This window comes from Mucilaginibacter jinjuensis (assembly GCF_028596025.1).
Taxonomy (GTDB): domain Bacteria; phylum Bacteroidota; class Bacteroidia; order Sphingobacteriales; family Sphingobacteriaceae; genus Mucilaginibacter; species Mucilaginibacter jinjuensis.
In genome coordinates this window covers 2,204,124-2,228,092 of sequence record NZ_CP117167.1, presented here as the reverse complement: position 1 = coordinate 2,228,092, position 23,969 = coordinate 2,204,124, and the positions used below count along the sequence as shown (strand labels likewise).

The 23,969-nt window shown below is 42.9% G+C and carries 28 protein-coding genes and 1 pseudogene; 16 read left to right on the top strand and 13 right to left on the bottom strand.

Features of this window, described 5'->3' with window-relative positions; all coding sequences use genetic code 11:
- The first annotated feature begins 45 nt into the window (after positions 1-45).
- The 3 genes and pseudogenes from PQO05_RS10150 to PQO05_RS10140 all read left to right on the top strand — a co-directional run bounded on the left by PQO05_RS10150 (position 46) and on the right by PQO05_RS10140 (position 2,581).
- Positions 46-1,020 carry a group II intron reverse transcriptase/maturase gene (locus PQO05_RS10150; RefSeq protein WP_273632703.1) on the top strand — a complete coding sequence of 325 codons (975 nt, stop codon included), beginning with the start codon at positions 46-48 and terminating at the stop codon, positions 1,018-1,020.
- Between the two features lie 112 nt (positions 1,021-1,132).
- A pseudogene (locus tag PQO05_RS10145) lies at positions 1,133-1,348 on the top strand (tyrosine-type recombinase/integrase); the annotation flags it as partial.
- Between the two features lie 345 nt (positions 1,349-1,693).
- Positions 1,694-2,581, top strand: a complete 888-nt coding sequence (locus tag PQO05_RS10140; protein ID WP_273632701.1) for a LysR family transcriptional regulator — start codon at positions 1,694-1,696, stop codon at positions 2,579-2,581.
- A 40-nt stretch (positions 2,582-2,621) separates the two neighbouring features.
- Here PQO05_RS10140 and PQO05_RS10135 read toward each other — a convergent pair whose 3' ends face one another.
- The gene (locus PQO05_RS10135) at positions 2,622-3,509 is read right to left on the bottom strand and encodes a helix-turn-helix domain-containing protein (RefSeq protein WP_273632699.1); all 888 of its coding nucleotides are present in this window, start codon (positions 3,507-3,509) and stop codon (positions 2,622-2,624) included.
- Between the two features lie 64 nt (positions 3,510-3,573).
- Complete coding sequence (locus PQO05_RS10130) at positions 3,574-4,392, bottom strand: SDR family NAD(P)-dependent oxidoreductase (RefSeq protein WP_273632696.1); 819 nt, start codon at positions 4,390-4,392, stop codon at positions 3,574-3,576.
- A gap of 306 nt (positions 4,393-4,698) precedes the next feature.
- On the opposite strand from PQO05_RS10130, the gene PQO05_RS10125 reads away from it, so the two are divergent.
- The 8 genes from PQO05_RS10125 (at position 4,699) to PQO05_RS10090 (ending at position 10,445) form a co-directional block, all read left to right on the top strand.
- Positions 4,699-5,448 carry an MBL fold metallo-hydrolase gene (locus PQO05_RS10125; RefSeq protein ID WP_273632694.1) on the top strand — a complete coding sequence of 250 codons (750 nt, stop codon included), beginning with the start codon at positions 4,699-4,701 and terminating at the stop codon, positions 5,446-5,448.
- Between the two features lie 21 nt (positions 5,449-5,469).
- Positions 5,470-5,994, top strand: coding sequence for an FUSC family protein (locus PQO05_RS10120; protein WP_273632693.1), 525 nt, complete (start codon positions 5,470-5,472; stop codon positions 5,992-5,994).
- A 117-nt stretch (positions 5,995-6,111) separates the two neighbouring features.
- Complete coding sequence (locus tag PQO05_RS10115) at positions 6,112-6,792, top strand: GNAT family N-acetyltransferase (RefSeq protein ID WP_273632691.1); 681 nt, start codon at positions 6,112-6,114, stop codon at positions 6,790-6,792.
- 138 nt (positions 6,793-6,930) lie between these two features.
- A complete protein-coding gene (locus PQO05_RS10110) occupies positions 6,931-7,143 on the top strand; it encodes a hypothetical protein (protein WP_273632689.1) in 213 nt (70 codons plus the stop codon).
- 256 nt (positions 7,144-7,399) lie between these two features.
- A complete protein-coding gene (locus tag PQO05_RS10105) occupies positions 7,400-8,011 on the top strand; it encodes an NAD(P)-dependent oxidoreductase (protein ID WP_273632688.1) in 612 nt (203 codons plus the stop codon).
- Positions 8,012-8,054: 43 nt separating this feature from the next.
- Complete coding sequence (locus PQO05_RS10100; protein ID WP_273632686.1) at positions 8,055-8,633, top strand: TetR/AcrR family transcriptional regulator; 579 nt, start codon at positions 8,055-8,057, stop codon at positions 8,631-8,633.
- A gap of 92 nt (positions 8,634-8,725) precedes the next feature.
- The gene (locus PQO05_RS10095) at positions 8,726-9,595 is read left to right on the top strand and encodes an alpha/beta fold hydrolase (protein ID WP_273632683.1); all 870 of its coding nucleotides are present in this window, start codon (positions 8,726-8,728) and stop codon (positions 9,593-9,595) included.
- Between the two features lie 7 nt (positions 9,596-9,602).
- Positions 9,603-10,445, top strand: coding sequence for an enoyl-CoA hydratase/isomerase family protein (locus PQO05_RS10090; protein ID WP_273632681.1), 843 nt, complete (start codon positions 9,603-9,605; stop codon positions 10,443-10,445).
- A gap of 102 nt (positions 10,446-10,547) precedes the next feature.
- Here PQO05_RS10090 and PQO05_RS10085 read toward each other — a convergent pair whose 3' ends face one another.
- The 10 genes from PQO05_RS10085 to PQO05_RS10040 all read right to left on the bottom strand — a co-directional run bounded on the left by PQO05_RS10085 (position 10,548) and on the right by PQO05_RS10040 (position 19,813).
- Complete coding sequence (locus tag PQO05_RS10085) at positions 10,548-11,336, bottom strand: SDR family NAD(P)-dependent oxidoreductase (protein ID WP_273632679.1); 789 nt, start codon at positions 11,334-11,336, stop codon at positions 10,548-10,550.
- A 168-nt stretch (positions 11,337-11,504) separates the two neighbouring features.
- Complete coding sequence (locus PQO05_RS10080; protein ID WP_273632677.1) at positions 11,505-12,074, bottom strand: sigma-70 family RNA polymerase sigma factor; 570 nt, start codon at positions 12,072-12,074, stop codon at positions 11,505-11,507.
- A gap of 39 nt (positions 12,075-12,113) precedes the next feature.
- Positions 12,114-13,070 carry a thioredoxin-disulfide reductase gene (gene trxB / locus PQO05_RS10075; protein ID WP_273632675.1) on the bottom strand — a complete coding sequence of 319 codons (957 nt, stop codon included), beginning with the start codon at positions 13,068-13,070 and terminating at the stop codon, positions 12,114-12,116.
- An 11-nt stretch (positions 13,071-13,081) separates the two neighbouring features.
- Entirely contained in the window at positions 13,082-13,525 is a 444-nt protein-coding gene (locus tag PQO05_RS10070; protein WP_273632673.1) for a protein-disulfide reductase DsbD domain-containing protein, read from the bottom strand.
- A gap of 28 nt (positions 13,526-13,553) precedes the next feature.
- Positions 13,554-14,066, bottom strand: a complete 513-nt coding sequence (gene msrB, locus PQO05_RS10065; RefSeq protein ID WP_273632671.1) for a peptide-methionine (R)-S-oxide reductase MsrB — start codon at positions 14,064-14,066, stop codon at positions 13,554-13,556.
- 7 nt (positions 14,067-14,073) lie between these two features.
- Entirely contained in the window at positions 14,074-14,712 is a 639-nt protein-coding gene (gene msrA / locus PQO05_RS10060) for a peptide-methionine (S)-S-oxide reductase MsrA (protein ID WP_273632670.1), read from the bottom strand.
- A 25-nt stretch (positions 14,713-14,737) separates the two neighbouring features.
- Positions 14,738-15,862: a TlpA disulfide reductase family protein gene (locus PQO05_RS10055; RefSeq protein ID WP_273632668.1), complete on the bottom strand. Its 1,125-nt coding sequence runs from the start codon at positions 15,860-15,862 to the stop codon at positions 14,738-14,740.
- Positions 15,863-15,877: 15 nt separating this feature from the next.
- Positions 15,878-17,566, bottom strand: a complete 1,689-nt coding sequence (locus tag PQO05_RS10050; RefSeq protein WP_273632667.1) for a protein-disulfide reductase DsbD family protein — start codon at positions 17,564-17,566, stop codon at positions 15,878-15,880.
- Positions 17,567-17,651: 85 nt separating this feature from the next.
- The gene (locus PQO05_RS10045; protein WP_273632665.1) at positions 17,652-19,121 is read right to left on the bottom strand and encodes a HAMP domain-containing sensor histidine kinase; all 1,470 of its coding nucleotides are present in this window, start codon (positions 19,119-19,121) and stop codon (positions 17,652-17,654) included.
- The gene (locus PQO05_RS10040) at positions 19,118-19,813 is read right to left on the bottom strand and encodes a response regulator transcription factor (protein WP_273632664.1); all 696 of its coding nucleotides are present in this window, start codon (positions 19,811-19,813) and stop codon (positions 19,118-19,120) included. The genes PQO05_RS10045 and PQO05_RS10040 overlap by 4 nt, the downstream gene beginning before the upstream one ends.
- 250 nt (positions 19,814-20,063) lie before the next feature.
- On the opposite strand from PQO05_RS10040, the gene PQO05_RS10035 reads away from it, so the two are divergent.
- Together PQO05_RS10035 and PQO05_RS10030 are read left to right on the top strand one after the other, a co-directional pair.
- A complete protein-coding gene (locus PQO05_RS10035; RefSeq protein ID WP_273632662.1) occupies positions 20,064-21,368 on the top strand; it encodes a spondin domain-containing protein in 1,305 nt (434 codons plus the stop codon).
- Positions 21,369-21,426: 58 nt separating this feature from the next.
- The gene (locus PQO05_RS10030) at positions 21,427-21,960 is read left to right on the top strand and encodes a carboxymuconolactone decarboxylase family protein (RefSeq protein ID WP_273632660.1); all 534 of its coding nucleotides are present in this window, start codon (positions 21,427-21,429) and stop codon (positions 21,958-21,960) included.
- 36 nt (positions 21,961-21,996) lie between these two features.
- Here PQO05_RS10030 and PQO05_RS10025 read toward each other — a convergent pair whose 3' ends face one another.
- Complete coding sequence (locus PQO05_RS10025) at positions 21,997-22,290, bottom strand: putative quinol monooxygenase (protein ID WP_273632656.1); 294 nt, start codon at positions 22,288-22,290, stop codon at positions 21,997-21,999.
- Between the two features lie 201 nt (positions 22,291-22,491).
- On the opposite strand from PQO05_RS10025, the gene PQO05_RS10020 reads away from it, so the two are divergent.
- The 3 genes from PQO05_RS10020 (at position 22,492) to PQO05_RS10010 (ending at position 23,912) form a co-directional block, all read left to right on the top strand.
- A complete protein-coding gene (locus tag PQO05_RS10020) occupies positions 22,492-22,692 on the top strand; it encodes a hypothetical protein (RefSeq protein ID WP_273632654.1) in 201 nt (66 codons plus the stop codon).
- 67 nt (positions 22,693-22,759) lie between these two features.
- Positions 22,760-23,449, top strand: coding sequence for a peroxiredoxin-like family protein (locus tag PQO05_RS10015; RefSeq protein WP_273632652.1), 690 nt, complete (start codon positions 22,760-22,762; stop codon positions 23,447-23,449).
- On the top strand, positions 23,424-23,912 hold the full coding sequence (locus PQO05_RS10010) for a thioredoxin family protein (protein WP_273632650.1): 489 nt from the start codon (positions 23,424-23,426) through the stop codon (positions 23,910-23,912). The genes PQO05_RS10015 and PQO05_RS10010 overlap by 26 nt, the downstream gene beginning before the upstream one ends.
- Positions 23,913-23,969: the final 57 nt, after the last annotated feature.

The following is a 23,969-nucleotide window of genomic DNA, read 5'->3' as shown; positions in this document are numbered from 1 at the left end:
TGAATTTTTTTAACAGATTTTAACAATAGTTCTTGTACTCGCGAAATGCGTAAGCAAATGCTAGATATTCCAGCAACAAGGGACATGGACGACACGTTCAAAAGATTGAAGTACATAAGGTATGCTGATGACTTCCTCATCGGAATGGTCGGCAGCAAGGATGAATGTGAGAAAATCAAAGCGGACATTACGACTTTCATGAGTGAAAAACTCGAATTGGAAATGTCTGAAGAGAAAACTTTGATTACCAATGCACAGGAACCCGCAAAATTCCTTGGATACGAAATCAATGTACGCCGGTCTATGGACCACACGCGTACTCGGTGCGGACTACAGCGCCGCCCGTGGTCAGGAACAATTGTCTTAAAAGTAACTTACGAAACCGTACTTAAGCGACTTCAATCCTACGATGCTGTGTTTATCACACAGGTAGACAGGAAACAAACGCTTAAACCCTCGTCTCGCAAGTATATGGTGAATAGACATGATGCAGATATCATGGCGCAGTACAATCTTGAGCTGCGGGGATTCTACAACTACTATTCCATCGCAGACAATATCGGCTATTGGGGATGGAAGTTCAATTACTTCATGAAATATAGCATGCTCAAAACGCTCGGCCGTAAGCACAAAAGAACCGTCGGACAAATACTTGAGAAGTATAAAGACGGAACGGATGTGGTTATCCCCTACAGGGATAACAAAGGCAACGGGAAACAAAGAGTGTGGTATAATGGCGGTTTCAGATGCAAACGTTTTACAGACATCTACGAGGACAATCGTTATGACAGCATGCCCAATACCATGTATCTTCCTGCCCCCACACTTGTGGAAAGGCTCAAAGAGAGAAAGTGTGAACTATGCGGTGTAATAGGAGACCTCGTGATGCATCACGTGCGCAACATCAATCAGCTTAAAGCTGACACCAGATCGAATGCAATGATGATCAAACGCCATCGTAAAACTCTTGCAGCCTGTCACGATTGTGATGCACTAATCCATCAAAGCTATGACAAGTAAAGTTATGTTGACAATGGAGAGCCGTATACATGGAGACATGTACGTACGGTTCGGGGGCGGGTTAACGGGAACTTACCACCGCGAGGTGGCAAAGCGCTGTTGGCCTAGCCTACTGAAGGAAATTGCTGATGGTTGCAGGATTAACAAGAACCTTACATTTCATATTGCCAGGCATACTTTCGCGACCACAGTAACCTTGAGTAATGGTGTACCCATTGAAACGGTCTCAAAGATGCTTGGCCATACGTACATTAAGCAGACCCAGCATTATGCAAAAATGCAGGACTCCAAGGTAAGCAAAGAGATGATAAAGTTGGAAGAGAATTTGTTGGATGAGGTTAACGTGGAAATGGAAAACGATGAAGTAAGAGACGTTACTTATCTTAGCATGTACCATGCAGTAAGAGGATCATCGGAGCGTCCTTGGGGCCGGCCTCGCGGTAAAAGATATGGAGACCTCTGGCCTCAACTGTTTGATAATGTATTGTTCCGGCACTGCTTGCGCTGTCTGCGCAATTGCCTGCTGACCGAACGCGCCTAGTGCGATGCACAGTGCCAGGAATGTTTGTGATAATTTTTTCATCGTTTTAATTTTTTGTGCAAAACAAAAATTATCCCCATATTTGATTATTAAAAACGATTATAGTAATTACAACTATCATCATTAGTGATTATGTATACCAACGATATTAAAATATTTGAAGCGGTTGCGGCCCACGGAAACTTTACGAGAGCCGCTGAAGCGACATTTACCGTTCAGTCCAATGTCACCGCAAGAATCAAGAGCCTGGAAGAAGAATTTGGTGCTGAACTTTTCGACCGGAGTGCGCGCAAGGTGGAGCTGACTGCGGCTGGAAAAATCCTAATCCAGTACTTAAAGCAGATCGGACACCTGATGGACGAAGCCAAAAAAGAGCTGACGAAAAGCGGGCAGATTTCAGGCAGTCTTAAAATCGGCTGTGTAGAAACGACAATGGCGCTTAAAGCCCCGGGGATTATCAGTCAGTTTGCTGAACAGTACCCGGAGGTCGACCTGGAATTCAAATCTGCCATGCGCACGGAACTGATCAATGACGTATTAAATTATAAGCTTGATGCAGCGTTTGTATCAGCGCCGATCAGTAACCCGGAATTGAGCCAGATCGTGGTGAAGAACGAAAGGATTGCTATCCTGACGCCGGCCAAACATAAAAAACTGGAAGATACACTACGTGCGGTTCCGCTGAAAATCGTTGTATTTGAGTTAGGCTGTATCTTTCGCTCCAGGCTGGAATCGTTTTTAAGCAGTAAGGGAATTGTCGAATACAAGCGGATCACCGTTAATTCGCTGGAAGGGATCATCAATTTTGTGGAAGCCGGCTTAGGTATCAGTATGCTCCCTGAGGAGCTTGTTCAGGAATATTATTCCACCCGGAAACTTAACCTGTTCCCATTAAGTAAGGACCTGGGTACGATGACCACCCTTTTGGTCACCAGGTCGGGGGTGCCGCTGTCAAGAGCATTTAACGCATTTATTGATCTTTATAAGGCATCTTCGGAGAGCTCAGGAGCATTGGTTTAACCATGTCCACACCGTTTTTGTATCAGGACATCCCATTCATTTAATTAACTATTTTCTTGAACTGATTGGGACTGTAACCGGTTTCCTTTTTGAATAAGCGAGAAAAATAAGAAAGGCTGTCAAAGCCCAATTCAAAAGCTATTTCAGAAATATTCTGTTCTCTGGATTTCAGCCGGTCCTTAGCTTCCCGGATCAGGTAGAGATGAATCAGCTCTATAGCTGATTTCCCGGTTTCCTGTTTTAAAAGATCGCTCAGGTACCGGGAAGACAAGTTGAGCCGGGATGCCATAGCAGCCACGGTCGGCAGCTTTTTATTGCCGGAATAATCTTCCCCGAACCAGTCATTCAGCAGGTGTTCAAATTTTGAAATCACTTTACCTGACAGATCGATCCGGTTTACAAACTGTCTTTTATAGAAACGCTGGGCATATTTGAGAATGGAATCTACATGGGTCAGCATAATATTACGGCTGTACTCATCAGGATTGTTTTGATATTCCACATCGATAAGGTTGTAAAGATTCCAGATAAACCCTTCTTCACGTGGCGAAAGATGCAGTGCCTCGTTTGCTTCGTAATCAAAAAAACCATATCTGCCGATCTCTTCCCGCAGACTGTGCCCGTTTAAATAATCCTCATGAATGAAGATAAAAAATCCGTCTTCTTCCACCTCAATGTTCCTGAGTTCCACCAGTTGACCTGGTTTTATAAAAGACATCGAGCCGTTGTCGTGATCGTATTTGGTACGGCCATACAAAAACTGACCTTTATGCAGCTTTTTAAAACCGATAATATAGAAATCCGTCGTAAACTCACCCTCGCCCATAGGGCAGGTGCTGGTGCATCTGTGCAGGCAAATGGAGGGGTGCTCAGGTGAACCCAGGCCGTTGTCACGCCGCATCTCCGTAATAGATTTATAATGTTTCATTGGATTAAAAAAAACAAATCTACGCCCTTGCGGGGCGCAGACCGTCATTTGTGATTCATTAATGTTAATTACCCTGTGCCGAAGAAGAAACTTCTTTCCATTCTTCCCATTCAGCGAGACGTTCCTGGTAAACCTTTTGTATCCATGGATACGCAACACTGCCGAGGATCAGCCTTAACGGCGGGTTTTCGCTGTCAGCCAGTTTTAAGATGGCTTCAGAAGTAGCAGCAGGATCGCCGAACGGACGGTCTCCAAGCAACGCGCCGAGTCCTTCTCTTACCTGTTCATATTCCGGCATCACCTGGGAATTCGCAGCTGAGGCACCTGCCCATTCCGTATTAAATCCGTTAGGCTCAACCAAAGTTACGTTGATTCCAAATGCCTTTACCTCGCTGGCAAGCGTTTCGCTCAAGCCTTCAACGGCAAATTTTGAGGCATTATATAATCCCATAACCGGTAATGTAACTTGGCCCAGTACACTGGAAACCTGGATAATATGACCGCTTTTTTGTTTGCGCATAAATGGCAGAACGGCCTGGCTCAGCCACAATAAACCAAAAAAGTTGGTTTCAATCTGCTCTCGGGCTTCCTTTTCCGACGTCTCTTCAACAGTGCCAAACAGGCCGTAGCCTGCATTGTTGATCAAAACGTCAATGGTACCAAACTTTTCAACCGAAGTTTTCACAGCCGCGAAACCTGCCTCACGGTCGTTTACATCCAGTTCAAGCGCCAGAAAATTTTCACCGTACTGATCGGCGAGTTCCTTTAGGGAACTGATATTTCTGGCGGTGGCCGTTACCTTATCACCGCGTTTTAAGAATTGTTCTGCCCAGATTCTCCCGAATCCTCTTGAAGCTCCCGTAATAAATATTGTCTTTGACATTTTCCTTTAATTTTGAATCAAAGGTAGATCGGGAAATGATGCCGGAGTTTGAACAAAAGTAGCCAATGTTTGAACGAATTTACGTTTGTCCGCCTTTGCCGAACTAATGATACTAAGAACGTAATTTACAATCACGATTAACGATTGAGTCAATCATTTTAAATCGTTTTCAGAAATTGTCTTTAACTGTAATTTTGTAGCGGGCAAACCGAATGCGTTTTTGCAAAGAAAATAAGCATGATCGTAAGCCCTTGAATATATTGGTACTATAAAATAATCTTAAAAGAATACTAAAGAAATAAGATCATGGAAAAAAATTTCAATGTTATTTATTTGGGAGGTCCAACCGTTATCATAGAGATCGGCGGATTAAGACTGATGACAGACCCTACGCTTGATCCCGAGGGTGAAACATTTATGATCGGCGACAAACCGGGTTACTGGAAAACTGCCGGACCTGCAACTTTGGAAATCGGCCATATCGACGCAGTTTTGTTAAGCCATGACCAGCATAAAGATAATCTTGACAATGCTGGACGCGAGTTTATAAAAACTGTTGCCAAGACCCTGACAACCCACGTTGGTGCAGAACGCCTGGGCGGTAACGCGATTGGACTTGCTCCGTTTGAAGCGGTTAAATTAAATGACGAGGTAACCATTACAGGTACACCGGCACGTCACGGCCCGGCCGGGACAGAACACATCACCGGCGAAGTTACCGGTTTTATTATCGAGACAAAAGATATCCAGATCTATCTGACAGGTGATACTGTTTATTATGAAGGTGTAAAAGAGATTGCGCAAAAGTTCCAGCCGGCTTATGTATTCGCATTTGCCGGAGCTGCACAGGCCCGCGGTCCTTTCAACCTGACTATGGGTGTGAATGATGTCCTTGATACCGCTTCTGTTTTTAACGATGCAGTTATTATCCCGCTTCACTTCGAAGGCTGGTCGCATTATACAGAATCCGAAAAGGAATTGGTTCAATCGTTCGAGGCCATAGGCATCGGACACCGCTTCAAACTTTTGGAACCTGGTGTTACCGTTACCCTTTAATACCAATTGATCAGCCCCTGGATGTTTGATTTTTTTCAAATTACGATGAGCAAAAAGTTATTATTTGCAATTTACCTGGTAGAGTGTGTTATCGGGGTTGCTATTGGATTCTATTTATTTCACCAAAGTCCTGAAGTGGGTTCATGGGTATTGATATCTACGATTATGGTATTGGCACCGGACCGCGAGGAGGCCAACAAGTTCGCTTTCAACCGTATTAAAGCTAATTTGGTCGGAGCTGGTGTCGGACTTATTCTTGCGATTATCCATCCAATGAATGTACTGATGATGGCATTGGGCGTTGTGCTAGCCGCAACATTTTGTGAACTGTTAAACTTAAAAACAGCACGCCGGTCGGCCACTGTTGGTGTGATCCTGATCTCATTAGCCCCCGCTGGAAAGCACTTCTATGAAGTGGCCGGCGAAAGGGCAATTGGTGTGGTTGGCGGATGTACCCTTGCTATGCTGCTCACGCTGGTCATGCACAGCCTGGTTAAATTTATTTTGAGGCCAACTCAGGACAATAAAGTCTTTCCAATTTTTTGATGCCCCGAAATATCTGACAAAGAAAGCTTTACCTACAGTAAGGCTTTTTTTGTTCAATCCGCAGACCACAACAAGCTGATCAGAGCGGAAATTACAGCATAATTAAACTTTTTTACGATGAGATATATACTGGATAACCCAGCCTGGAACGCTTTAAACACCGGCAACCGGCATTTCGCTGTAGGAGCTGAAAAAGCAAAACATTTCATGAAAACCGTATCAAGGTATGCTGGCATGCTGACGAATTCGGCTAATAATTTAGATCAGCTTTATGAAAGTCATAATCCTGGAGAAACAATAGCTGTTTTCAGTACATCCCCATTAAGCGCAAAAAATCCGTTCAAGGAAGTTAATCGGATACGGGTTGTACAAATGCTTTTCGAAGCGCCGGTACCTGCCCCGGTAGAGGACGTTAATCTAATTAAGCTCACCGACGAACATATACCGGCCATGCTTGAACTGACCAGGCTTACCCAGCCGGGGCCGTTTCTCAGCCGGACCATTGATTTCGGAAATTACTACGGCATCTTTGAAGGTGAAACCCTAATTGCGATGGCCGGGCAGCGTTTAAAACCCTATCCGTATACGGAGATCAGCGCCGTATGCTGTCATCCTGAACATATTGGAAAAGGTTATGCCAGCCGGTTGATAAAACACCAGGCGCGGTTAATCCGTGAAGCCCGCAGTTTTGCTTTTTTGCATGTTGCTAAAGGAAATACTAAGGCCATTGCCTTATATGACAAACTTGGTTTTAACAAACGCAGGGATTTGGATATCACTATTTTGGGAAAAGAATAGGGCAATGAAAATTTGTTGTCGACGTAACATCAGCAAATTTTAAGGCCCTGCTAAGCATTATGAAGCAAAAATAAATAATTCAAATAGTTTTGTAATGTTCATTACAAAACTATACATTTGACCGTTTTAAAGACTGAAATGAAAAAAATTGGATTGATGATGGTCGTTCTTAGTGCCACCATTACCGGCCTTTACAGCCAGGTTAGAAAGGTTGTGCCTAAGAATGACAATGAAAAAAATGTCGTTGCTTTTTTCGAAGCGGGGCTGAATAAAAAAGACTTTGCAGATGCCTCGCATTATATAGGCGCAACCTACATCCAGCATAATCCGAAGGCTGCTGACGGCCCTTAGGGGCTTAGTAATTATCTTGCTTTCTTAAAACCCATTTTCCAAAATCACACTGGACAATCACGCAGGTGTTCTCTGAACGGAATTACGTCATTATTCATGTACATGAGATATTGACTCCGGGGACGAAAGGCAATGAATTTATCGATATTTTCCGTCTTGATCTTGGCAAGATCGTAGAACACTGGGATGTAGTGCAGCCTATCCCAGCACAGGCGGCTAATGGGAACACAATGTTTTAAATTTAAATTATATCACTATGAAAATTGCAATTATCGGCGCTACCGGCAATGTCGGCCAGCGACTTATTTCAGAAGCGGTAAACCGGGGCCACGAGGTGACAGGGATTGCCAGAAACATCGGAACGGACGAAGAAACCAGCCAATTTAAAAAGGTGCAGGGAAATGTTGATGACCCGCAGGCTCTGGCTGAAACCCTGAAGGGAAACGACGTAGTGATTTCCAGCGTTAAGTTTTTGAGTTCCGAACCGAATAAACTGATCGAGGCTGTTCGTTTATCAGGCGTTAAACGTTACCTGATCGTAGGCGGCGCTTCAAGTTTGCAGTTCAGCCCCGGCGTAACTGTTCTGGATTCAGGTCATGTTCCGGACTGGGCTATTGAAGAGGCAAAAAGCGGCGTTCGTTTCCTGGAAATTCTCCGCGGTGTCACCGATCTTGACTGGACTTTCCTGAGCCCGGCAGCGTTATTTACCGATGGACAACGTACAGGTGAATTCCGTCTGGGCAAAGATGACCTGTTAGTTGGCGCTGATGGAAAAAGCTGGATTTCCTACGAAGATTTCTCTGTAGCTATGTTGGACGAGATCGAAGAACCGAAACATCTGAAAACAAGGTTCACTGTAGGGTACTAAATGATGGCAATATTTCCTTATTTTGTAAGAAAAACCTATTGAAATGAGACCCAGGATATTCGATGAAGAAGAGGTGTTGGATAAAGCTTTAACAGCTTTTTGGGGACGCGGGCTGACAGCTACGTCTGCAGAGGATTTGTTAAAGGCAATGGGTATTGGTCAGGGCAGTCTTTACCATAGTTACAAACAAGGCAAAAAGGAAGTTTTTGAAAAAGCGGTCAAACAGTTCCACAGGAAAACATTTACTGTATTTAAAAATAAGGTAAATGGAAGCGATCAACCTCTGAATGTAATCAGGCAATTTTTTATGAATATGGCGCTTGCCAGTCACGAAGAGCATTTGAAAGGGTGTTTAATGGGTAATACCATTGTTGAAATGTCTTTGCTTGACCAGCATCTGGAAAAAGAAGCCGTCATGATTTTGAAGGAAGTTGAACAACTATTCTCGGAAACAATTGAGCGGGCTCGGTCAAATGGTCAGCTTAAAAGCAAGACACCGTCGATGGTTCTTGCCAGGCAGCTTATTACGCTTTGGAACGGCCTGAATATCACGCGGAGAATGTATCCCGATAACGATGTGATGAAGGAATTGATTACTGCAGACCTCGAAATTTTAAATTAATAAAGAGACCCGTTTCTGCCAAATACCGGTTAAGAAACGGGTCTTTATTTCATTAGTACTGTAATGAGCATTACAATTCAATCTCTTTTAAAATGAAAAATCAAGTAAAATATCGTTCCGAAAACGTGGACGGGATAAATATTTTTTATAGGGAATCCGGAGACCCACCGAATCCTACCATTTTATTTTTCCATGGATTTCCATCGTCGTCACATATGTACAGGGACCTGCTGACAGCCCTTTCAGCATCTTACCATGTGATCGCGCCCGATTATCCTGGATTTGGACACAGTGACGCGCCGGGTTTGGCTGATTACGATTATTCTTTCGATCAGTTATCCATTACCATGGAGCGCTTTATCGACCAGATAAACTTAAAAAAATTCAGCCTCTTCATGCAGGATTACGGCAGTCCTGTTGGATTCCGGATCGCTGCCCGCCGTCCTGAGTTAATTCAAACGCTGCTTATTCAAAATGCTAACGCCTATTTCGAAGGGCTTGGTCCAATGGTTCAGGCAATCGGTGAACTGGAGCGTGCCGGCGATTCTAAAGGTTTGGAAGCTGCGACCCTGGGTATGATGACCTTAGAAGGAATTAAAAATATGTATATGGAAGGTGCGGCGCATCCTGAAAGAATTAATCCGGATTCTTTCCTGTTTGACTCATTACTGATGGAGCGTAAGGGAATTAAAGAAATTCAGGCTGCGTTATTTGCCAATTACGGCACGAACTTTCCGCTATATGCCGAATGGCAAAATTATCTGCAGACAGAACAACCGCCTGCGCTGATACTTTGGGGAAAAAACGATCAGATTTTTGTGCCTGCCGGCGCGGATGCCTATCAAAAAGATCTTAAAAACGCGGCAGTCTACAAGTTTGACGGCGGGCACTTTGCTATTGAAGAGTACCACAGCGAGATGATCCCGATTATTGAACATTTTCTGCAAAAATTCACTAAATAAGAAAACTATGAATACCAAAGAAATTGACCGCAGGAGCTTTCTTGCCGGAACGCTTAAAGCTTCCGCAAGCATGGCAGTTGCAAGCCTGGTACCGGGAATAGCTGTGGCCTCAACAGATAAAAACTTCAAGACTTATAAAACGATTGATCTTACCCGGACACCAGAGGGCGTAGTGATCATGAAACTGCACACCAATCAAAAAGAGTTTATTCTGACCCTTGATGCCTATCAGGAACTGGCTGACGCTTTCGATGAAGTAAACAAAGATTTCGATAACAAAGTCCTGCTTTTAACCGGAACTGGCAGCTACTTCATTAAAGAGGCGGATTTTACAACATTTGGTGATTTGTCTAAGCCTGCCCAATGGTATAAAATATCTGCACTGGCAAAACGCATGCTGAAAAGCGCCGTAGGTGTCCAGATTCCGGTTATATCGGCGGTGAATGGCCCTACACCATTGCGTTCAGAAATGGCTTTGCTGGCCGATGTTGTTATTGCGGATGAAAATGCCTGGTTCCAGGATAATCACCTGCAATTCGGTGTTGCACCCGGTGATGGCATTTTTGCCGTATGGTCCCGGCTATTAGGTGTCAACCGTGCCAGACAATTTCTGCTGCTAGGAAAAAAATTAAGTGCCCGTGAGGCTTTGGACTATGGCGTGATTACAGAATTGGCTAACGGAAAAGGCGTGTATGATTCAGCGTTAAAAATCGCGACCTCACTTGCTGCAAAACCTACGATAACCCTTAGGAGCTCTCGTCAGTTAATGACCGGCAAGCTCGCATCGGAGATAAATGAAGAAATGTCGGCAACCTGGCCTTTGGAAGAATTGAGTGCCCTTTCAAAGTAGATAAGTATTTGCGCTAAATTGGCTGAACCTAAAAAAGCGCCTGCGGAAATCTGCAGGCGCTTAACATTCAACTCAAAAACAACTCATTAAAAAATGCTGTACTTACATTGCCCTATGTTGTGAGGCTCTTTTAGACATAGCTTCATACATACCTTTAACCTTTTCATCATACTCCAGGGGATTTTGAAAATTTAAGATACGGTTGTTCAGCATCTGCTCACCGCCCCTGAAAACATCGATTGATTTTTTTTGAAGGCCTTCAATGGTGCTTTTCGCTACCGCTTCCGCAGTGTCCATATTGGAAGTGTTTGCTGTTGTCATCATTGGGGTATCAGTGGCAGTTGGATAAACCGTCATCACATGAATTGGGTAGTCCTGTAATTCCCGACGCACCGCTTCTGAGAACTGCCTTACCGCAGCCTTTGTGGCAGCGTAAGGGGCATAAAAAGGAAGACCAATGATCCCAAGACCTGAAGACACATTGATGATAGCGGCCTCACTGCTTAATTTTAATAATGGCAGGCAGTATTTCGTTAAAAGAATCAGACCGGTCACATTGATATTCTGCTGGGCAATAATATCTTCATCGCTGATGTCTTCGAGTTTTCCGGCGCTTACTACACCGGCATTATTGATAAGGATATCAAGTCCCGCCCACTTAGATTGAATTTCGGCAGAAATTTGCTTAATGATATCCAACTCGGCAACATTTCCCTCAAAAAATAGAAAGGAAATATCAGTGAACTCCATTCTTAGCTGTTCAAATTTTTTCGGGTCACGACCGACAACGGCAATATGTTTTGTGCCTAACGAGACTAATTCAGCGATAATTACTTTACCTATCCCGCTCGAACCACCAGTGATCAGGACTTTCTTTTCTTTAAAATTCATGTTTTTTCTATTAAGATTGCAGACTAATTATAACAAAATACCCCGTATGATCCGGTTTGTTTAATTAGACGCTTAAACATCCATGTCCTTACAAAAGGTTTAATGTTTTTCGATTATTCCATTTAAAGATTTTAACTGCGGTTAACCGATGAGTCAACCGCTGTCCGTTCAATTCCAGAATTTTTGAAGACAGGCCCTCAGGTTTACTTTTGAGCGGTGAATAATAACCCAAAAATTAGCATCCGATACTTTCAGCTCTGAGCATATCGTTTCCTTGGTTTCGTCGTCCATATGTTTCATCGTAAAAACAGACAGCCATAAAGGCGGCAGTTTCTTCATGCATAAATCAAGAATGCGGTTTAACTCCTTGTTGTGCAACGGGTCATTTTCTTCGACGCCAAACGGTTCAGGCCAGTGCTCTTTTTTCCAGTTATTCAAATTCGGATCGAAAAATTCGGTTTCATCGTCTGATGCCGAAAAGTTTACGGCAATACCCGATCTTGATTTTTTTCGGTACAGGTCATATATTTTATGCTTTAATATGGCCGTGAGCCAGGTTCTCTCAGAACTTCTGCCTTCAAATTTATCAATCCGTTCGAGCGCCGATAAAAAAGTTTCCTGTACCAAATCGCGTACCTGCTCTTCGTCTGCGATGCGGGTAATCGCATAAGCATATAAATAATCGGCATGCAGGTCAACCCATTGATGTGGATGGAGGTTTTGTTCGTTAGTCAGCATTTCAGCGTTTTATAGGTGTAAAGCGAAGTTTTAATGAGATTAGGCAGTAACGATATGTTCCTTTGCAGCCAGGTAGCGTTCGGCATCGATGGCGGCCATGCAGCCGCTGCCGGCCGCTGTAACGGCCTGCCGGTATATGTGGTCCTGGGCGTCACCGCAGCAAAACACGCCCTCAATATTTGTCGTAGTCGATCCCGGCATCGTTTTTATATAACCAACTTCGTCCATGTGAATCCAGCCTCTGAAAATATCAGTATTCGGATGATGTCCGATGGCAACAAAAAATCCCGTGACATCGAGGTGATGCTCTTCGTAGGTCTTGTTATTGATGACTTTGACACCGGTAACATTCAGGCCATCGCCTAAAATTTCTTTCGTCTCCGTGTCGTACAGCAACTCGATATTAGGCGTACTTAATATGCGGTTTACCATAGCTTTTGAAGCGCGGAACTCGTCCCGCCTTACCAGCATGTATACTTTACGGCAAAGTTTAGCAAGATAGGTAGTTTCTTCTGCAGCCGTATCTCCCGTGCCTACGATGGCCACGTCCTGGCCTTTAAAGAAAAATCCGTCACAAACAGCGCAGGCCGAAACGCCGAAGCCGTTATATTTCTGTTCAGATTCCAAACCGAGCCATTTTGCTGACGCACCCGTCGAAATAATCACCGCATCCGCCGTAATAACTTTGCTTTCATCCACTACTACTTTATGCGGCAGGCTGGAAAAATCAACGGATGTAATATAACCAAAGCGGATATCCGTCCCTAGTCGCTCGGCCTGTTTACGGAAGTTTTCCATCATTTCGGGGCCCTGAATACCATCAGGATAACCTGGATAATTTTCAACTTCGGTGGTTTGTGTCAGTTGACCGCCGGCCACGATACCGGTATAAAGTACGGGCTTTAAGTCAGCGCGTGCGGCATATATGGCAGCAGTGTACCCTGCCGGGCCTGATCCTATGATCAGGCATTTTACGTGTTCTGTATCTAGAAACATTTGTTAGGCTATTATAGGTTAACTGAAAAGTCAATATCATCCGGCGGCAGGCATTTTTGATTATTGCAGGTCATGTATTCCAATTTCCCGTGAAGCACGCTCTTAGCTGCTTTAAGCTTTATTCTTTGCTGAAAGATGACCGAATTTTCAAAGTATGATACATTCATATTGAATGCGCTTTCAAATTTGGTATGCGGCTGCGGCTGGCTTGGCGTGCCAATCAGTGAATAAGCTATTCCCGGCAAAAAAGTAAAAGAGGTTTTTATCGGGCCGCCGTCTTTTTGATCCAGAGAATAAATGTGCCAGCTTTTCTGGATATCCGCTTTAAGAAAGATAACGGCCTCGTCCTTGCTTTCTTTTTTTATCGCGAAGGACCATTTAACTGGTTTTTCGATTTGACTGAAAGCGTTCGTCCCTATCAGGACGGCCGCTAAAACAAACAGTAACTTTTTCATTTTCTATGATTTAAATTTTAAACATTAATTATTTGTCGGGCTGAAAATCCAGCGAGATTGAGTTCATACAATATCTTTTGTAGGTCGGTGCCGGTCCATCGTCGAAAATGTGGCCTAAGTGTGAGCCGCAGCGCGCGCAGATCACTTCAGTACGGTCCATGCCAACGGAATGATCTTCGCGGTAGATCACGCTGTTTTTCCTTATCGGTTCAAAAAAGCTCGGCCATCCGCAGGTACTGGAAAACTTGGCGTCAGATTTAAAAAGCTCGTTTCCGCATACGGCACAGTAATAAGTTCCTTTGGCATTTTTGTTCCAGTACTGACCGGTAAACGGTCTTTCGGTAGCCTGCTCACGAGCGGTGGCATAAAGCGCCGGCGGCAGGATCTTTTTCCATTCGGCATCAGAAACATTCAATTTTTTTGTGTCGGTATTGGAATAATAAGGATTGTTGTCATGCCCGCTGGCAGACTTTAAATGTTGGGCGAAAGCGCCGGATGTGATGCTCAGCATGAGGGCGGCTATAAAGATGATCGATTTCATGGTTTGTTTATTTTGAGGTTTTTAATTTATCTGCGAAGGCTTTTCTGAATTTGTCCAGTTCGGGCTGTATCACATATTTGCAATAAGGAACACTTCCGTTTTTGCTGAAATAATTCTGGTGGTAACCTTCAGCCTTGTAAAAAACGGTGAACGGTACTACCTGGGTGACCACCGGTTTTGGATAGGCCTTTTCTTCATTGATCTTTTTGATGTAATACTCTGCCTTTTGCTTTTGGGTGGCATTATGATAAAAAATAGCCGAACGGTATTGCGTACCTACATCATTACCCTGCCTGTTTAATTGTGTAGGGTCGTGATCTGTAAAAAATACCTGCAGCAGTTCGTCGTAGCTGATCTGTTTCGGGTCGTAAACAATGTTGCAGGCTTCTGCATGTCCGGTAGTTCCGGTACAAACCTGTTCGTAGGTTGGGTTTACAGTATGTCCTCCGGCAAAGCCTGAGGTTACTTTAACCACGCCGCGCAGTTCCTTAAACTTCGCCTCTGTGCACCAGAAGCAACCTGTTGCAAGCGTGGCGGTGTCTAAATGCGGTGGGGTAGTCAGATGGCTCAATTCTTTTGGTGACCGGGCAAACGCTGCGCAGGCAGTTGTGACCGTTAACAGGATATAGCAAATGATCTTTTTCATTTCGATTATATTTAAGGATTAATATTTAGTGAATAGCTTTTGTCAGGAATGCTTCCAGGTCATTGCCGCGTACATTCTTGGCAGCGATTTTCCCCTGTGGGTCAATAATGAAATTTGAAGGGATTGCCTGGATCTGATACAATTGTTCTGTGGAACCTTCAAAGCTTTTTAAGTCTGATGCTTGTGTCCATTCCAGATGGTCGTCGCTGACGGCCTTCTGCCAGGCTGATTTATCTTTGTCAAGTGATACGCCTAAAACATTAAAGCCTTTCGCATGAAATTTCTGATATTGTTTTAAAACGTTCGGATTCTCCTGGCGGCAAGGAACACACCACGAAGCCCAAAAATCAACCATTACATATTTACCTTTATAATCTGACAGTTTTACCGGATTGCCGTCTGCGCCTGTGATTGTAAAGTCAGGTGCTTGATGACCCACCGAAAGAGGTTTAGCTTTTTCCATTAATTTGATAAAGCTTTGCACAGCCGGATTTCTGGCTAATTCAGGGTTTCTTTTTATGCGATCTGCATAAGCAACAAGCTGCTGTTCATACTTAACGGCGTCCAACGCTGTCGATGCATAAAAACCTGCAAGCGATCCTTTGTTATCGTCGATGAATTTTAAAACGGCGTTACTATAATCAGCCAGGTTCTTTTGAAAAGCCGGCATGAAAATCTTTAGCAGCGAATCAGGCTGCTCTCCGGCCTTTTGCGACTGTTGCTGAAATTCAGCAATAACCTTGTTATTTCTTTCCGTATAGGCCTTTGTAAACTCATCAAAGGTTTTAATTTTTGATGATGCATCTGAGCCACTTACAGTATAGTCGTGCCGGCTGTCGGCCAGATCAGTTGCTAATTCAATTGCATCGCCGTTTTGAGCAACAAGGGTAAAATGGGTGGTGTCAGCTTTAAGTTTATAAAGATTAACAGACTTTGCGCTTCGTTTAAACCTGTAATCGCCGCTGCCGCTAAGGATGGCAGAATCTACCACCCGGAATTGTGCTGTACTATCCGCCTGAAGCAGGTACACTTCTTTAATTTTTGATGGATTTTTTACAGTTCCGGAGACCGTAAAAGCCGTGTTATCCTTACAGGAAAACATTAAGCTGCTCATCATTATCACACCTGATATTATTGCGGTATTTTTCATGATTTCTATTGTTATTTATTTAAAAAGATTAAGACCTGATTGCAGGTATTTGGCAAAGCTGGAGGTATCATAGTCTGCACCTTCAGGTGTTACCAGCACACTTTCAGTAACCGGATTAAGCAGTACATAATAAGGCTGCGAATTGGTGTTAAAGCGGGTTGCCTGGATATCACTGTTCAGGGCACCGATATTCGTTACCTTACGATGGCTGAAACTGCTTACATACTGCTCATTTGCCGGTAGTCCTGTTTTATCATCCACATAAAGCTGGATAAGCACATAACTGTCTTTTATTAATGGCAGCACTTTTTTATCCGGCCATACAGTTGCTTCCATCTTACGGCAGTTCACACAGGCATGGCCTGTGAAATCAATAATCACCGGCTTGTGAACTTTTTGCGCGTAAGCGATCCCTTCTTTATAATCAAAAAAGGGGTTCAGATTTAAAGGCTTGTCAAATAAGTTCGCATACTTATGCGGGGTCAGGTCAGCCGAAACAGAACTTGCGGCGGTGTTATTTCCACCGGAAAGGGTCGGCGTATATAAGTCAAAATCCTGGCTTGATTGCGGTGGAAGAAAAGCGGCAATTGATTTTAATGGAGCACCCCATAAGCCAGGTACCATATAGACTGAAAATGAAAGCACGATGATAGCCAGGAATAGCCGGGGCACTGAAACATATGCTACATCGGAATCATGGCCGAATTTTAATTTACCCAACAGGTAAAAGCCTGTTAAAGCGGCGATTACTATCCAAAGTACCAGGAACACTTCCCTGTCGAATAAATGCCAGTGATAAGTAAGATCTACATTGCTCAGAAATTTCAGTGAAAGGGCCAGCTCAAGAAAGCCTAAAAATACTTTAACACTGTTTAACCAGCCACCTGATTTTGGTAGGTTGTTTAACCAAGACGGGAAAAGTGCGAACAAAACAAATGGGAACGAAAGCGCTATAGAAAAACCTAACATCCCAACAGCAGGCCCTAAACGGGCACCGGAAGTTGCCGCCTGTACCAATAAGGTACCGATTATCGGGCCTGTGCAGCTAAATGAAACCAAGGCAAGTGCCGCAGCCATAAAGAAGATGCCCGCAAAACCTTTTCTTTCTGTATTCTCTTCTGCCTTGTTGGCCCATTTATTGGGTAAGGTAATTTCGAAGGCCCCGAAGAACGAAGCCGCAAATGCTACTAATAAGAGGAAGAAGACAAAGTTGAAAATACCGTTAGTAGATAACGCATTCAAGGCATCGGCACCAAAAATTATGGTGATCAGCATGCCAAGTCCGACATATATCAGGATGATAGAAAGACCATAGATTGCAGCATCCAATATTCCTTTCTTAGGATTGGAGTGTCTTTTGGTAAAAAAACCGACCGTTAACGGCAACATTGGAAAAATGCAAGGCAGCAATAACGCAGCCAGTCCACCGATAAAACCGGCTATAAAAATGGTCCATAAACTTAGAGGGGCCTTTGCCGGAGTAGAAGGCTGATGATTTACGGGAAGTTTTTTTACTTCCTGCGGTTTTACCGCTGCATTAGTGGTTACAGTCGTATCCGCTGCTATTGGGGTGAATTGAACTCCGGCAGTACTAACACTATCGGTTTGTGGAGAAGGGGCCGCATAGGCGGATACCGAAAGCAGGCAAAACAATGCCAGGAATACCGGCAGTTTTTTAAGGTGATTTTTGAAGTATTTTTTCATGAGCTTTTTTGAAAACTTGATGTTTCAAAATTCGCTCATTCACCCCTTACAAGTTATCACAGAAGTATAACGTATCCTCCGTTTATCATACTTTTTTAGATGATGATTTGTAGTTATCTATACTGATTGTAAAGCAGTTAAACTTTTCATCGCTTGTTTTTGCAAAGAATGAGAAGTTGTGCAGCCGCAGAATACGCTTGACAAGTGCAAGTCCCAGGCCTGCTTCTTTCGGCCTGTGAAGAGCATCCTCTGCTGATAAATCATTTACCCAGCTTAATATAGGGTTCGGTAATGGCTGACCGCTGTTTTCGAGCTGAACAATTAATTTTTCCGGACCGCGCGCCAGTGAAATTTTAATAATTCCATTGTCAGGCGCGTATTTAACAGCATTTTCCAATAAATTCTGAATAACCCGCTCCATCATATTAATGTCGGCATTCACCCAGGAATTATCTTCACAGTTCTCACAGACAATCTGAATATTCTTTTTCTTCGCCTGAAATTCCGCTCCCTTAATATTTTCCTGTAATATCTCTGAAAATATAAATGGCTCTTTCTTTGGCTCAAAGTTAACAGCATCCATCCGCGAAAGCTCGAAAACCTGCAATACCAATTTTTCTACCTGTAAGATTTTGTTAAGGACCATTTCGAGATAGCTTTCCTGAGCAGCCTTGTCGATATCACTTTCTATCAGCAGCGTTTCGGTATATCCCCTTGCCACAGCAAGCGGAGTGCGCAAATCATGGGAGATATTCGCGAGAAAATTCTTGCGCTCATCTTCCAGTAGTTTAAGCCTGGAGAAATTACTATCCAGCATGGCCACCATTCTATTGAAGGCATCTGCAATCGGAAAAAAATCATCCTTTTTCACGACATCGAACCGCACATTCAGATTGCCGTCCCTGAATTGATTTAAAATATGGATAACGTTATTATATCGTTTTTGAAGACGGCTGGTATACAAAAAGCTGAATATCACGGTTACCAGGATTAACAGAAAGAATCCCTTTGTAGCCCATCCGCCTACCTGTGACTTGAAAACGAATTCGGCAACGTTGCGGTATTCCTTACTTACAAGGATCACATAAATATAACCGATGTTTTGGTCGTCTACCATAACCGGCGCGGCAGAAAATATTTTAGGGTTGTCAGGGTCTCTTGGATCAATATTTTTGATCAGGTGAAGATGGTCGTTTAGATAGGCTTCGATCTTATCAACGGGTACTTTTCGTTGTTTAATTAGGGAATCGGGTGCAAAATAGTATTTGACATTGCCCATCGTATCCAAAAAATATACCTCAGTATTCGGGCTGATGATCATTGTATTTTTAAAAACCGAATCTGCCTTTTTATGATCAATACCTTCTTTTGAAAAAGGCGAGGATAAGGTAGCAATTCGACTGGCAATATCTTTGTTCAGCAATTGCGTGCTGGCCTGGTAATAATCACTGGTTGCGCTGTAGGTTACATAAACAAACAGTATCGCCAGTGAGGCTATAATCAGGAATATAAATATCCCGATACGCGAAAAAATTCCTGTTGACCTGGTTTTCATTCTATAAATCTGTAGCCGATACCCCAACTGGTGAGTATGTACTCCGGGTTATCCAAATCTGTTTCAATTTTGATTCTTAATCTGTTAATATGAGCGGTAACTGTATGTTCATACCCGGAAAAAGTATACCCCCAAACATTTTCCAATAATTCCTGGCGCGTGAATGCTTTCCCGGGGTTAGATGCCATCAGTACCAGCAAATCGAATTCTTTTGGGGTAAGATCAAGCCTGTTTCCTTTTAATGTGGCTTTTCTCAGATTCAATTCAATTAGCAAGTCCTTGACCTTTATTTCTTTAACGGCTTCGGCAATTATTTGCTGCGGGATTAGTTCGGCTCTTCTGATTAATGCTTTTGCCCTGGCCATCAGTTCCCTGATACCAAATGGTTTGGTAACATAATCGTCGGCCCCCAGTTCAAGGGCAAGAACTTTGTCTATCTCTTCAGATTTTGAAGTTAGCATTAAAATAGCACTCGAAACTTTATGGTCCCTGATGCCTTTGCAAACCTCCATGCCATCCAGATCCGGCAGGGTTAGATCCAAAATTATAAGCTCAAAATTCCCAATTAAAGCTTTTTCTAAGCCTTCGCTGCCACTGGCAGTAGCAACAAGGGTATAGTTAGGCTCCTTAAAATGAAGCTGTAGAAGTTTGGTTATTTCAGGATCATCTTCGACTAATAAGATATTCTTCATCCGGTAAAATATTGACTAAGGTAATAAATGTAAATTGTGATTCATGAGTCCGGTAAATCCATTGCCGGGTAATCTGCTGCAATGCAGAAATAGATAGTTTAGTCGCATAAAAACAGTCTCCCTTACAATTATTTTCGACTTTTTTTTCTTTTTCATCCGGATCGTCATTGAAAAGTCACGAAGGCTTTTTTCATAAATTTTATTGTAAGAACTGGCCGTACCCGTCGACCAATCATCAAATTTATAACTTATGAACTACAACAATTTCTTAAAAACGGGGATGATTCTTTTTTTGCCATTAGCTTTCACAGCCTGCAAAAAAGATAACAACAGCGCTACCGGCATAGCAAATCAACAAACGACAATTACTGTAGAGAACGTATTGAAATCTCAGCCCTTGGTTGAGTCAGGAACTTTCCAGGGAACAGGTTCTCCTGCCCTCATTCAACCAGGACAATCAACAACTATTACTTTTTCCGCAGCAAAAGGCGAAGCACTGACATTCGCTACAATGTATGGTGCTTCCAATGATTTATTCTTTGCGCCTGCCAATCCGGGCATACAAGTTTATGATTCAAATGGCAATCCAATTCAGGGAGATGTTTCCGCGCAGGTAAAACTATGGGATAATGGTACAAGGGTAAATCAAAAACCCGGCGTATCAGTAACTCATCCGGGCACAGCCGAATCCAAAAATATCAGCGAGGTAGTTGGTACGGATGCACAGGGTAACACTTACCTGGCCGCGTCAAAACTGGTAACGGCCACGTTAAAATACAATGGTAATTCTGTCTTTACCCTAACGCTTCAAAATAACTCAGGTGGTACAGCAAATGAAACCCCTTTAAGTCCGGGTGTGTGGGCAGTTTCCTATATTGTAGGCGGCACTTTACAGGCTCCCAACCCTCTTTTTGTTAACGGGCAACCAACAGCGAATGGTTTAACAGGCATAGCTGAGGCTGGTGATAACACTTCCCTTAATGCCTATGTAAAATCTATCACCGGAATTTTTACACCGTTATCGCCAATTTTAGTAGTGGTATATAACGGCATAGACAATCCTATCTATAAAAACGGTGAGTTGGATCGTGGCCAGGGCTTAAAGGCAATTGCACAGCAGGGAAATGCAGATACCTTGGCCGCTTATCTGAAAGGAAAGCCTGGTATTAAAGCAGTTTATGTTTTACCTGCACCAACCACCAAAGTTTTGTTACCGCAAATCAGCGGTCAGCCTGGTGGAATTGTTTCCCAACAATTGACAGTGAGTACAGGAGACAGGTTAGCTATCGCTACTATGTACGGTTTTTCCAATGATTGGTTTTTTGCTTCTGTCGACAATGGCGTAGACCCAACTCAAAAAGGTGATATCTCTACTTCGATTAAATTATACGATGATGGCACCGCGGTAAATCAGTTCCCAGGGGCGGGTATTACACAGTTCAATCTGGCAGGAACGCCATTGAAATTGAGCCAACCAATATCCGCAGTTCCTAACCCCAATCCGTTTACAACTTTACCGGACATCACCGGAATTATAAAAGTAACCCTTAAATAATATATCAAACAAAAACGACCGGCCTGAATTTCCAGGCCGGTTTTCTATTTAAAAAATAATGAAAACATTCAAAGCACCATCGAAGTCGGAAGTTTCAGAAACTAATCAGCACATATTTGACAATCTTGAAAAGAACCTGGGCATGGTTCCCAATCTTTACGCTTATTTCGGAAAAAATGAGACGGCTCTGGCTGACTATCTGGCTTTACAGTCGCGTAAAAATACGCTCAGCGGTAAAGAAAGAGAAGTGATCAAACTGGTGGTTAGCCAGGTTAACAATTGCATTTATTGCTTATCAGCACATACAGTGGTGGGCAAAATGAACGGATTTACGGACGATCAGGTTTTGGAAATAAGAAAAGCCGCTGTCACTTTCGACGCCAAGTTAGCAGCGCTGGCCATTTTTGTAAAACAAACGACAGAAAGCCGTGGCGAGCCATCCCCTGACTCGGTCGAGGCGTTATTTAATGCCGGTTATAAAGAAGCCAATCTGATTGATATCCTGATTGTTATCGGGGATAAAATTATTAGTAATTATCTCCATAAAATCACAAAATTGCCGGTAGATTTCCCGGTAGCACCTGAATTATAACAAAAAAAGCTTCGGTCTGAGGACCGAAGCTTTTTTTTATTTAACAGCTAAAAGATCTACCTGTTCAATAATAGGGTCTTTAGCAAGCAACTCGGGTGCCTTAGCCATGAGCGCCGCTGCAATCTGGCCGCCTAAATGAGCTTTTCTGCCTTCTTCGGTCTCAAAAGTATCGAAGATACCAAATGTAGAAGGACCGATCTGCAGTGCATACCAGCTTATTGTTTCAGCTTCCTGCTCTGCAAGCGGCAATGCACTTTTAATAAAGTCAGCCACTTCCTGTTCTTTTCCTGGTTTAGCCTCTAAGCGGGCTAATAATGCGAATTTTACCATTTGTTTTTTTGTTTGATAAATGTTTATGCTATTAAAATACGCTAAATGTATTTCTATACTATTAGTCGAGTGTTAGGCTTTCTCCTTACACAGTTTTTTTATCTTCCAGGAAATCCACGGTATAACAAAGGAAAAATAAATACTGAAAATGCTGTAAGGTTTTCAGCGGCAAGCCTACTAATCAGTTAAACCACAAAAAAAATGAAAACAAAAAATTTAAAAATGATGTGCGTTGCTGCTGTAGCGGCATTATTCTTAACTGTAAATGTACAGGCACAGGACAAAATGATGAAAGACACTACTAAGAAAATGTCTAAAATGGATCATAAAAAAATGTCCAAAAAGAAAATGAGCAAAATGTCTGGCGACAAGATGATGAAAAAGGATAGTACAAAAATGTAAATCCTAAAAGAGCGGGTCCTCGTGGCCCGCTTCTTTACCAATTTCCAATAATCAATTACTAAAGTTCATGAAAATAAACCTCAACAAATTTCTTTTTTGCGCAATATTTCCTGTTGCACTATTAACTTTTCCCTGCAAAGCCGAGGTAGTGGCTAATCCTGCAACTGATACTGTAATGGCTAAAGCGATGATCCCGGCGAAACCAACTGATGTCAGCCCTCTGCTGATAGGGGAATCAATCCCCGCGGTAGTTGTACCTGATGCCGGCGGAAAATCTTATAATCTGAATGAAAAAATTAATGAGCGGCCGACAATTCTGGTATTCTACCGTGGTGGCTGGTGTCCGTTTTGTAATAAAGAATTGGCCGGACTGCAGGCGATTCAGGGAGACCTGGTGAAGATGGGTTACCAAATAATCGCCATCAGTACGGACAGCCCAGACAACTTAAAGAAAAGCATTGGCAAACACCAATTAACCTACACCTTGTTGTCTGATGCAGATCTTAACGTATCAAAACAATTCGGCATTGCTTTTAAAGCGCCTGCGGCGTATAGCAGTACCCTGGAAACAGGATCAAACGGAAAAAACGTTGATAAGCTTTTACCTGTACCATCAGTGTTTATATTGAATAAAAAGGGAGTTATCCAGTTTGAATATATCAATCCGGATTTTAAACAGCGGATCGGACCTGATTTATTACAGGCTGTTTCAGCAGCATTAGTTAAAGAAAATGCAACAAAAGAAAATGGTAAATGAAATGCTTTCAACATATATCAGGCAGGCGGCAAAATTAATTTTTGCCGGTGCTTTCTTATTCCTCTCAGCTCAATTTTCAGTGCATGCACAAGCTAAAACTCCGGTAACCAAACAGATACATTTTGCGGATCAGCAGTGGGAAAAAACTTTGCAACTCGCTAAAAAGCAGCATCGACTTATTTTTGTAGATGCATATGCTGTATGGTGTGGCCCGTGCAGGGACTTAAAAACCAAAACTTTTCGGAATTCGAAGGTAGCATCTTACTTTAATTCACATTTTGTAAACGTATCGTTAGATATGGAAAAAGGAGAAGGTCTGAAATTTGCGGAAAAATACGAGGTAGACAGCTATCCAACCCTCCTGCTTATTAACGGTGATGGAAATGTGGTAAGTAAATCGGAAGGTTTTTTTACCGCAGATGAACTTAACAGCTGGGCAAAAAAAGCGGAAACTAAAAGTTAAGATAAGGACAAGTTTCTTTTACAATTTGTAATTGATAGCTGTATAATTAACAAACTA

Coding starts and splice junctions, on each gene's coding strand:
- PQO05_RS10150 (WP_273632703.1), top strand. CDS start 46: ATGCGTAAGCAAATGCTAGATATTCCAGCAACAAGGGACATGGACGAC.
- PQO05_RS10140 (WP_273632701.1), top strand. CDS start 1,694: ATGTATACCAACGATATTAAAATATTTGAAGCGGTTGCGGCCCACGGA.
- PQO05_RS10135 (WP_273632699.1), bottom strand. CDS start 3,509: ATGAAACATTATAAATCTATTACGGAGATGCGGCGTGACAACGGCCTG.
- PQO05_RS10130 (WP_273632696.1), bottom strand. CDS start 4,392: ATGTCAAAGACAATATTTATTACGGGAGCTTCAAGAGGATTCGGGAGA.
- PQO05_RS10125 (WP_273632694.1), top strand. CDS start 4,699: ATGGAAAAAAATTTCAATGTTATTTATTTGGGAGGTCCAACCGTTATC.
- PQO05_RS10120 (WP_273632693.1), top strand. CDS start 5,470: ATGTTTGATTTTTTTCAAATTACGATGAGCAAAAAGTTATTATTTGCA.
- PQO05_RS10115 (WP_273632691.1), top strand. CDS start 6,112: ATGAGATATATACTGGATAACCCAGCCTGGAACGCTTTAAACACCGGC.
- PQO05_RS10110 (WP_273632689.1), top strand. CDS start 6,931: ATGAAAAAAATTGGATTGATGATGGTCGTTCTTAGTGCCACCATTACC.
- PQO05_RS10105 (WP_273632688.1), top strand. CDS start 7,400: ATGAAAATTGCAATTATCGGCGCTACCGGCAATGTCGGCCAGCGACTT.
- PQO05_RS10100 (WP_273632686.1), top strand. CDS start 8,055: ATGAGACCCAGGATATTCGATGAAGAAGAGGTGTTGGATAAAGCTTTA.
- PQO05_RS10095 (WP_273632683.1), top strand. CDS start 8,726: ATGAAAAATCAAGTAAAATATCGTTCCGAAAACGTGGACGGGATAAAT.
- PQO05_RS10090 (WP_273632681.1), top strand. CDS start 9,603: ATGAATACCAAAGAAATTGACCGCAGGAGCTTTCTTGCCGGAACGCTT.
- PQO05_RS10085 (WP_273632679.1), bottom strand. CDS start 11,336: ATGAATTTTAAAGAAAAGAAAGTCCTGATCACTGGTGGTTCGAGCGGG.
- PQO05_RS10080 (WP_273632677.1), bottom strand. CDS start 12,074: ATGCTGACTAACGAACAAAACCTCCATCCACATCAATGGGTTGACCTG.
- trxB (WP_273632675.1), bottom strand. CDS start 13,070: ATGTTTCTAGATACAGAACACGTAAAATGCCTGATCATAGGATCAGGC.
- PQO05_RS10070 (WP_273632673.1), bottom strand. CDS start 13,525: ATGAAAAAGTTACTGTTTGTTTTAGCGGCCGTCCTGATAGGGACGAAC.
- msrB (WP_273632671.1), bottom strand. CDS start 14,066: ATGAAATCGATCATCTTTATAGCCGCCCTCATGCTGAGCATCACATCC.
- msrA (WP_273632670.1), bottom strand. CDS start 14,712: ATGAAAAAGATCATTTGCTATATCCTGTTAACGGTCACAACTGCCTGC.
- PQO05_RS10055 (WP_273632668.1), bottom strand. CDS start 15,862: ATGAAAAATACCGCAATAATATCAGGTGTGATAATGATGAGCAGCTTA.
- PQO05_RS10050 (WP_273632667.1), bottom strand. CDS start 17,566: ATGAAAAAATACTTCAAAAATCACCTTAAAAAACTGCCGGTATTCCTG.
- PQO05_RS10045 (WP_273632665.1), bottom strand. CDS start 19,121: ATGAAAACCAGGTCAACAGGAATTTTTTCGCGTATCGGGATATTTATA.
- PQO05_RS10040 (WP_273632664.1), bottom strand. CDS start 19,813: ATGAAGAATATCTTATTAGTCGAAGATGATCCTGAAATAACCAAACTT.
- PQO05_RS10035 (WP_273632662.1), top strand. CDS start 20,064: ATGAACTACAACAATTTCTTAAAAACGGGGATGATTCTTTTTTTGCCA.
- PQO05_RS10030 (WP_273632660.1), top strand. CDS start 21,427: ATGAAAACATTCAAAGCACCATCGAAGTCGGAAGTTTCAGAAACTAAT.
- PQO05_RS10025 (WP_273632656.1), bottom strand. CDS start 22,290: ATGGTAAAATTCGCATTATTAGCCCGCTTAGAGGCTAAACCAGGAAAA.
- PQO05_RS10020 (WP_273632654.1), top strand. CDS start 22,492: ATGAAAACAAAAAATTTAAAAATGATGTGCGTTGCTGCTGTAGCGGCA.
- PQO05_RS10015 (WP_273632652.1), top strand. CDS start 22,760: ATGAAAATAAACCTCAACAAATTTCTTTTTTGCGCAATATTTCCTGTT.
- PQO05_RS10010 (WP_273632650.1), top strand. CDS start 23,424: ATGCAACAAAAGAAAATGGTAAATGAAATGCTTTCAACATATATCAGG.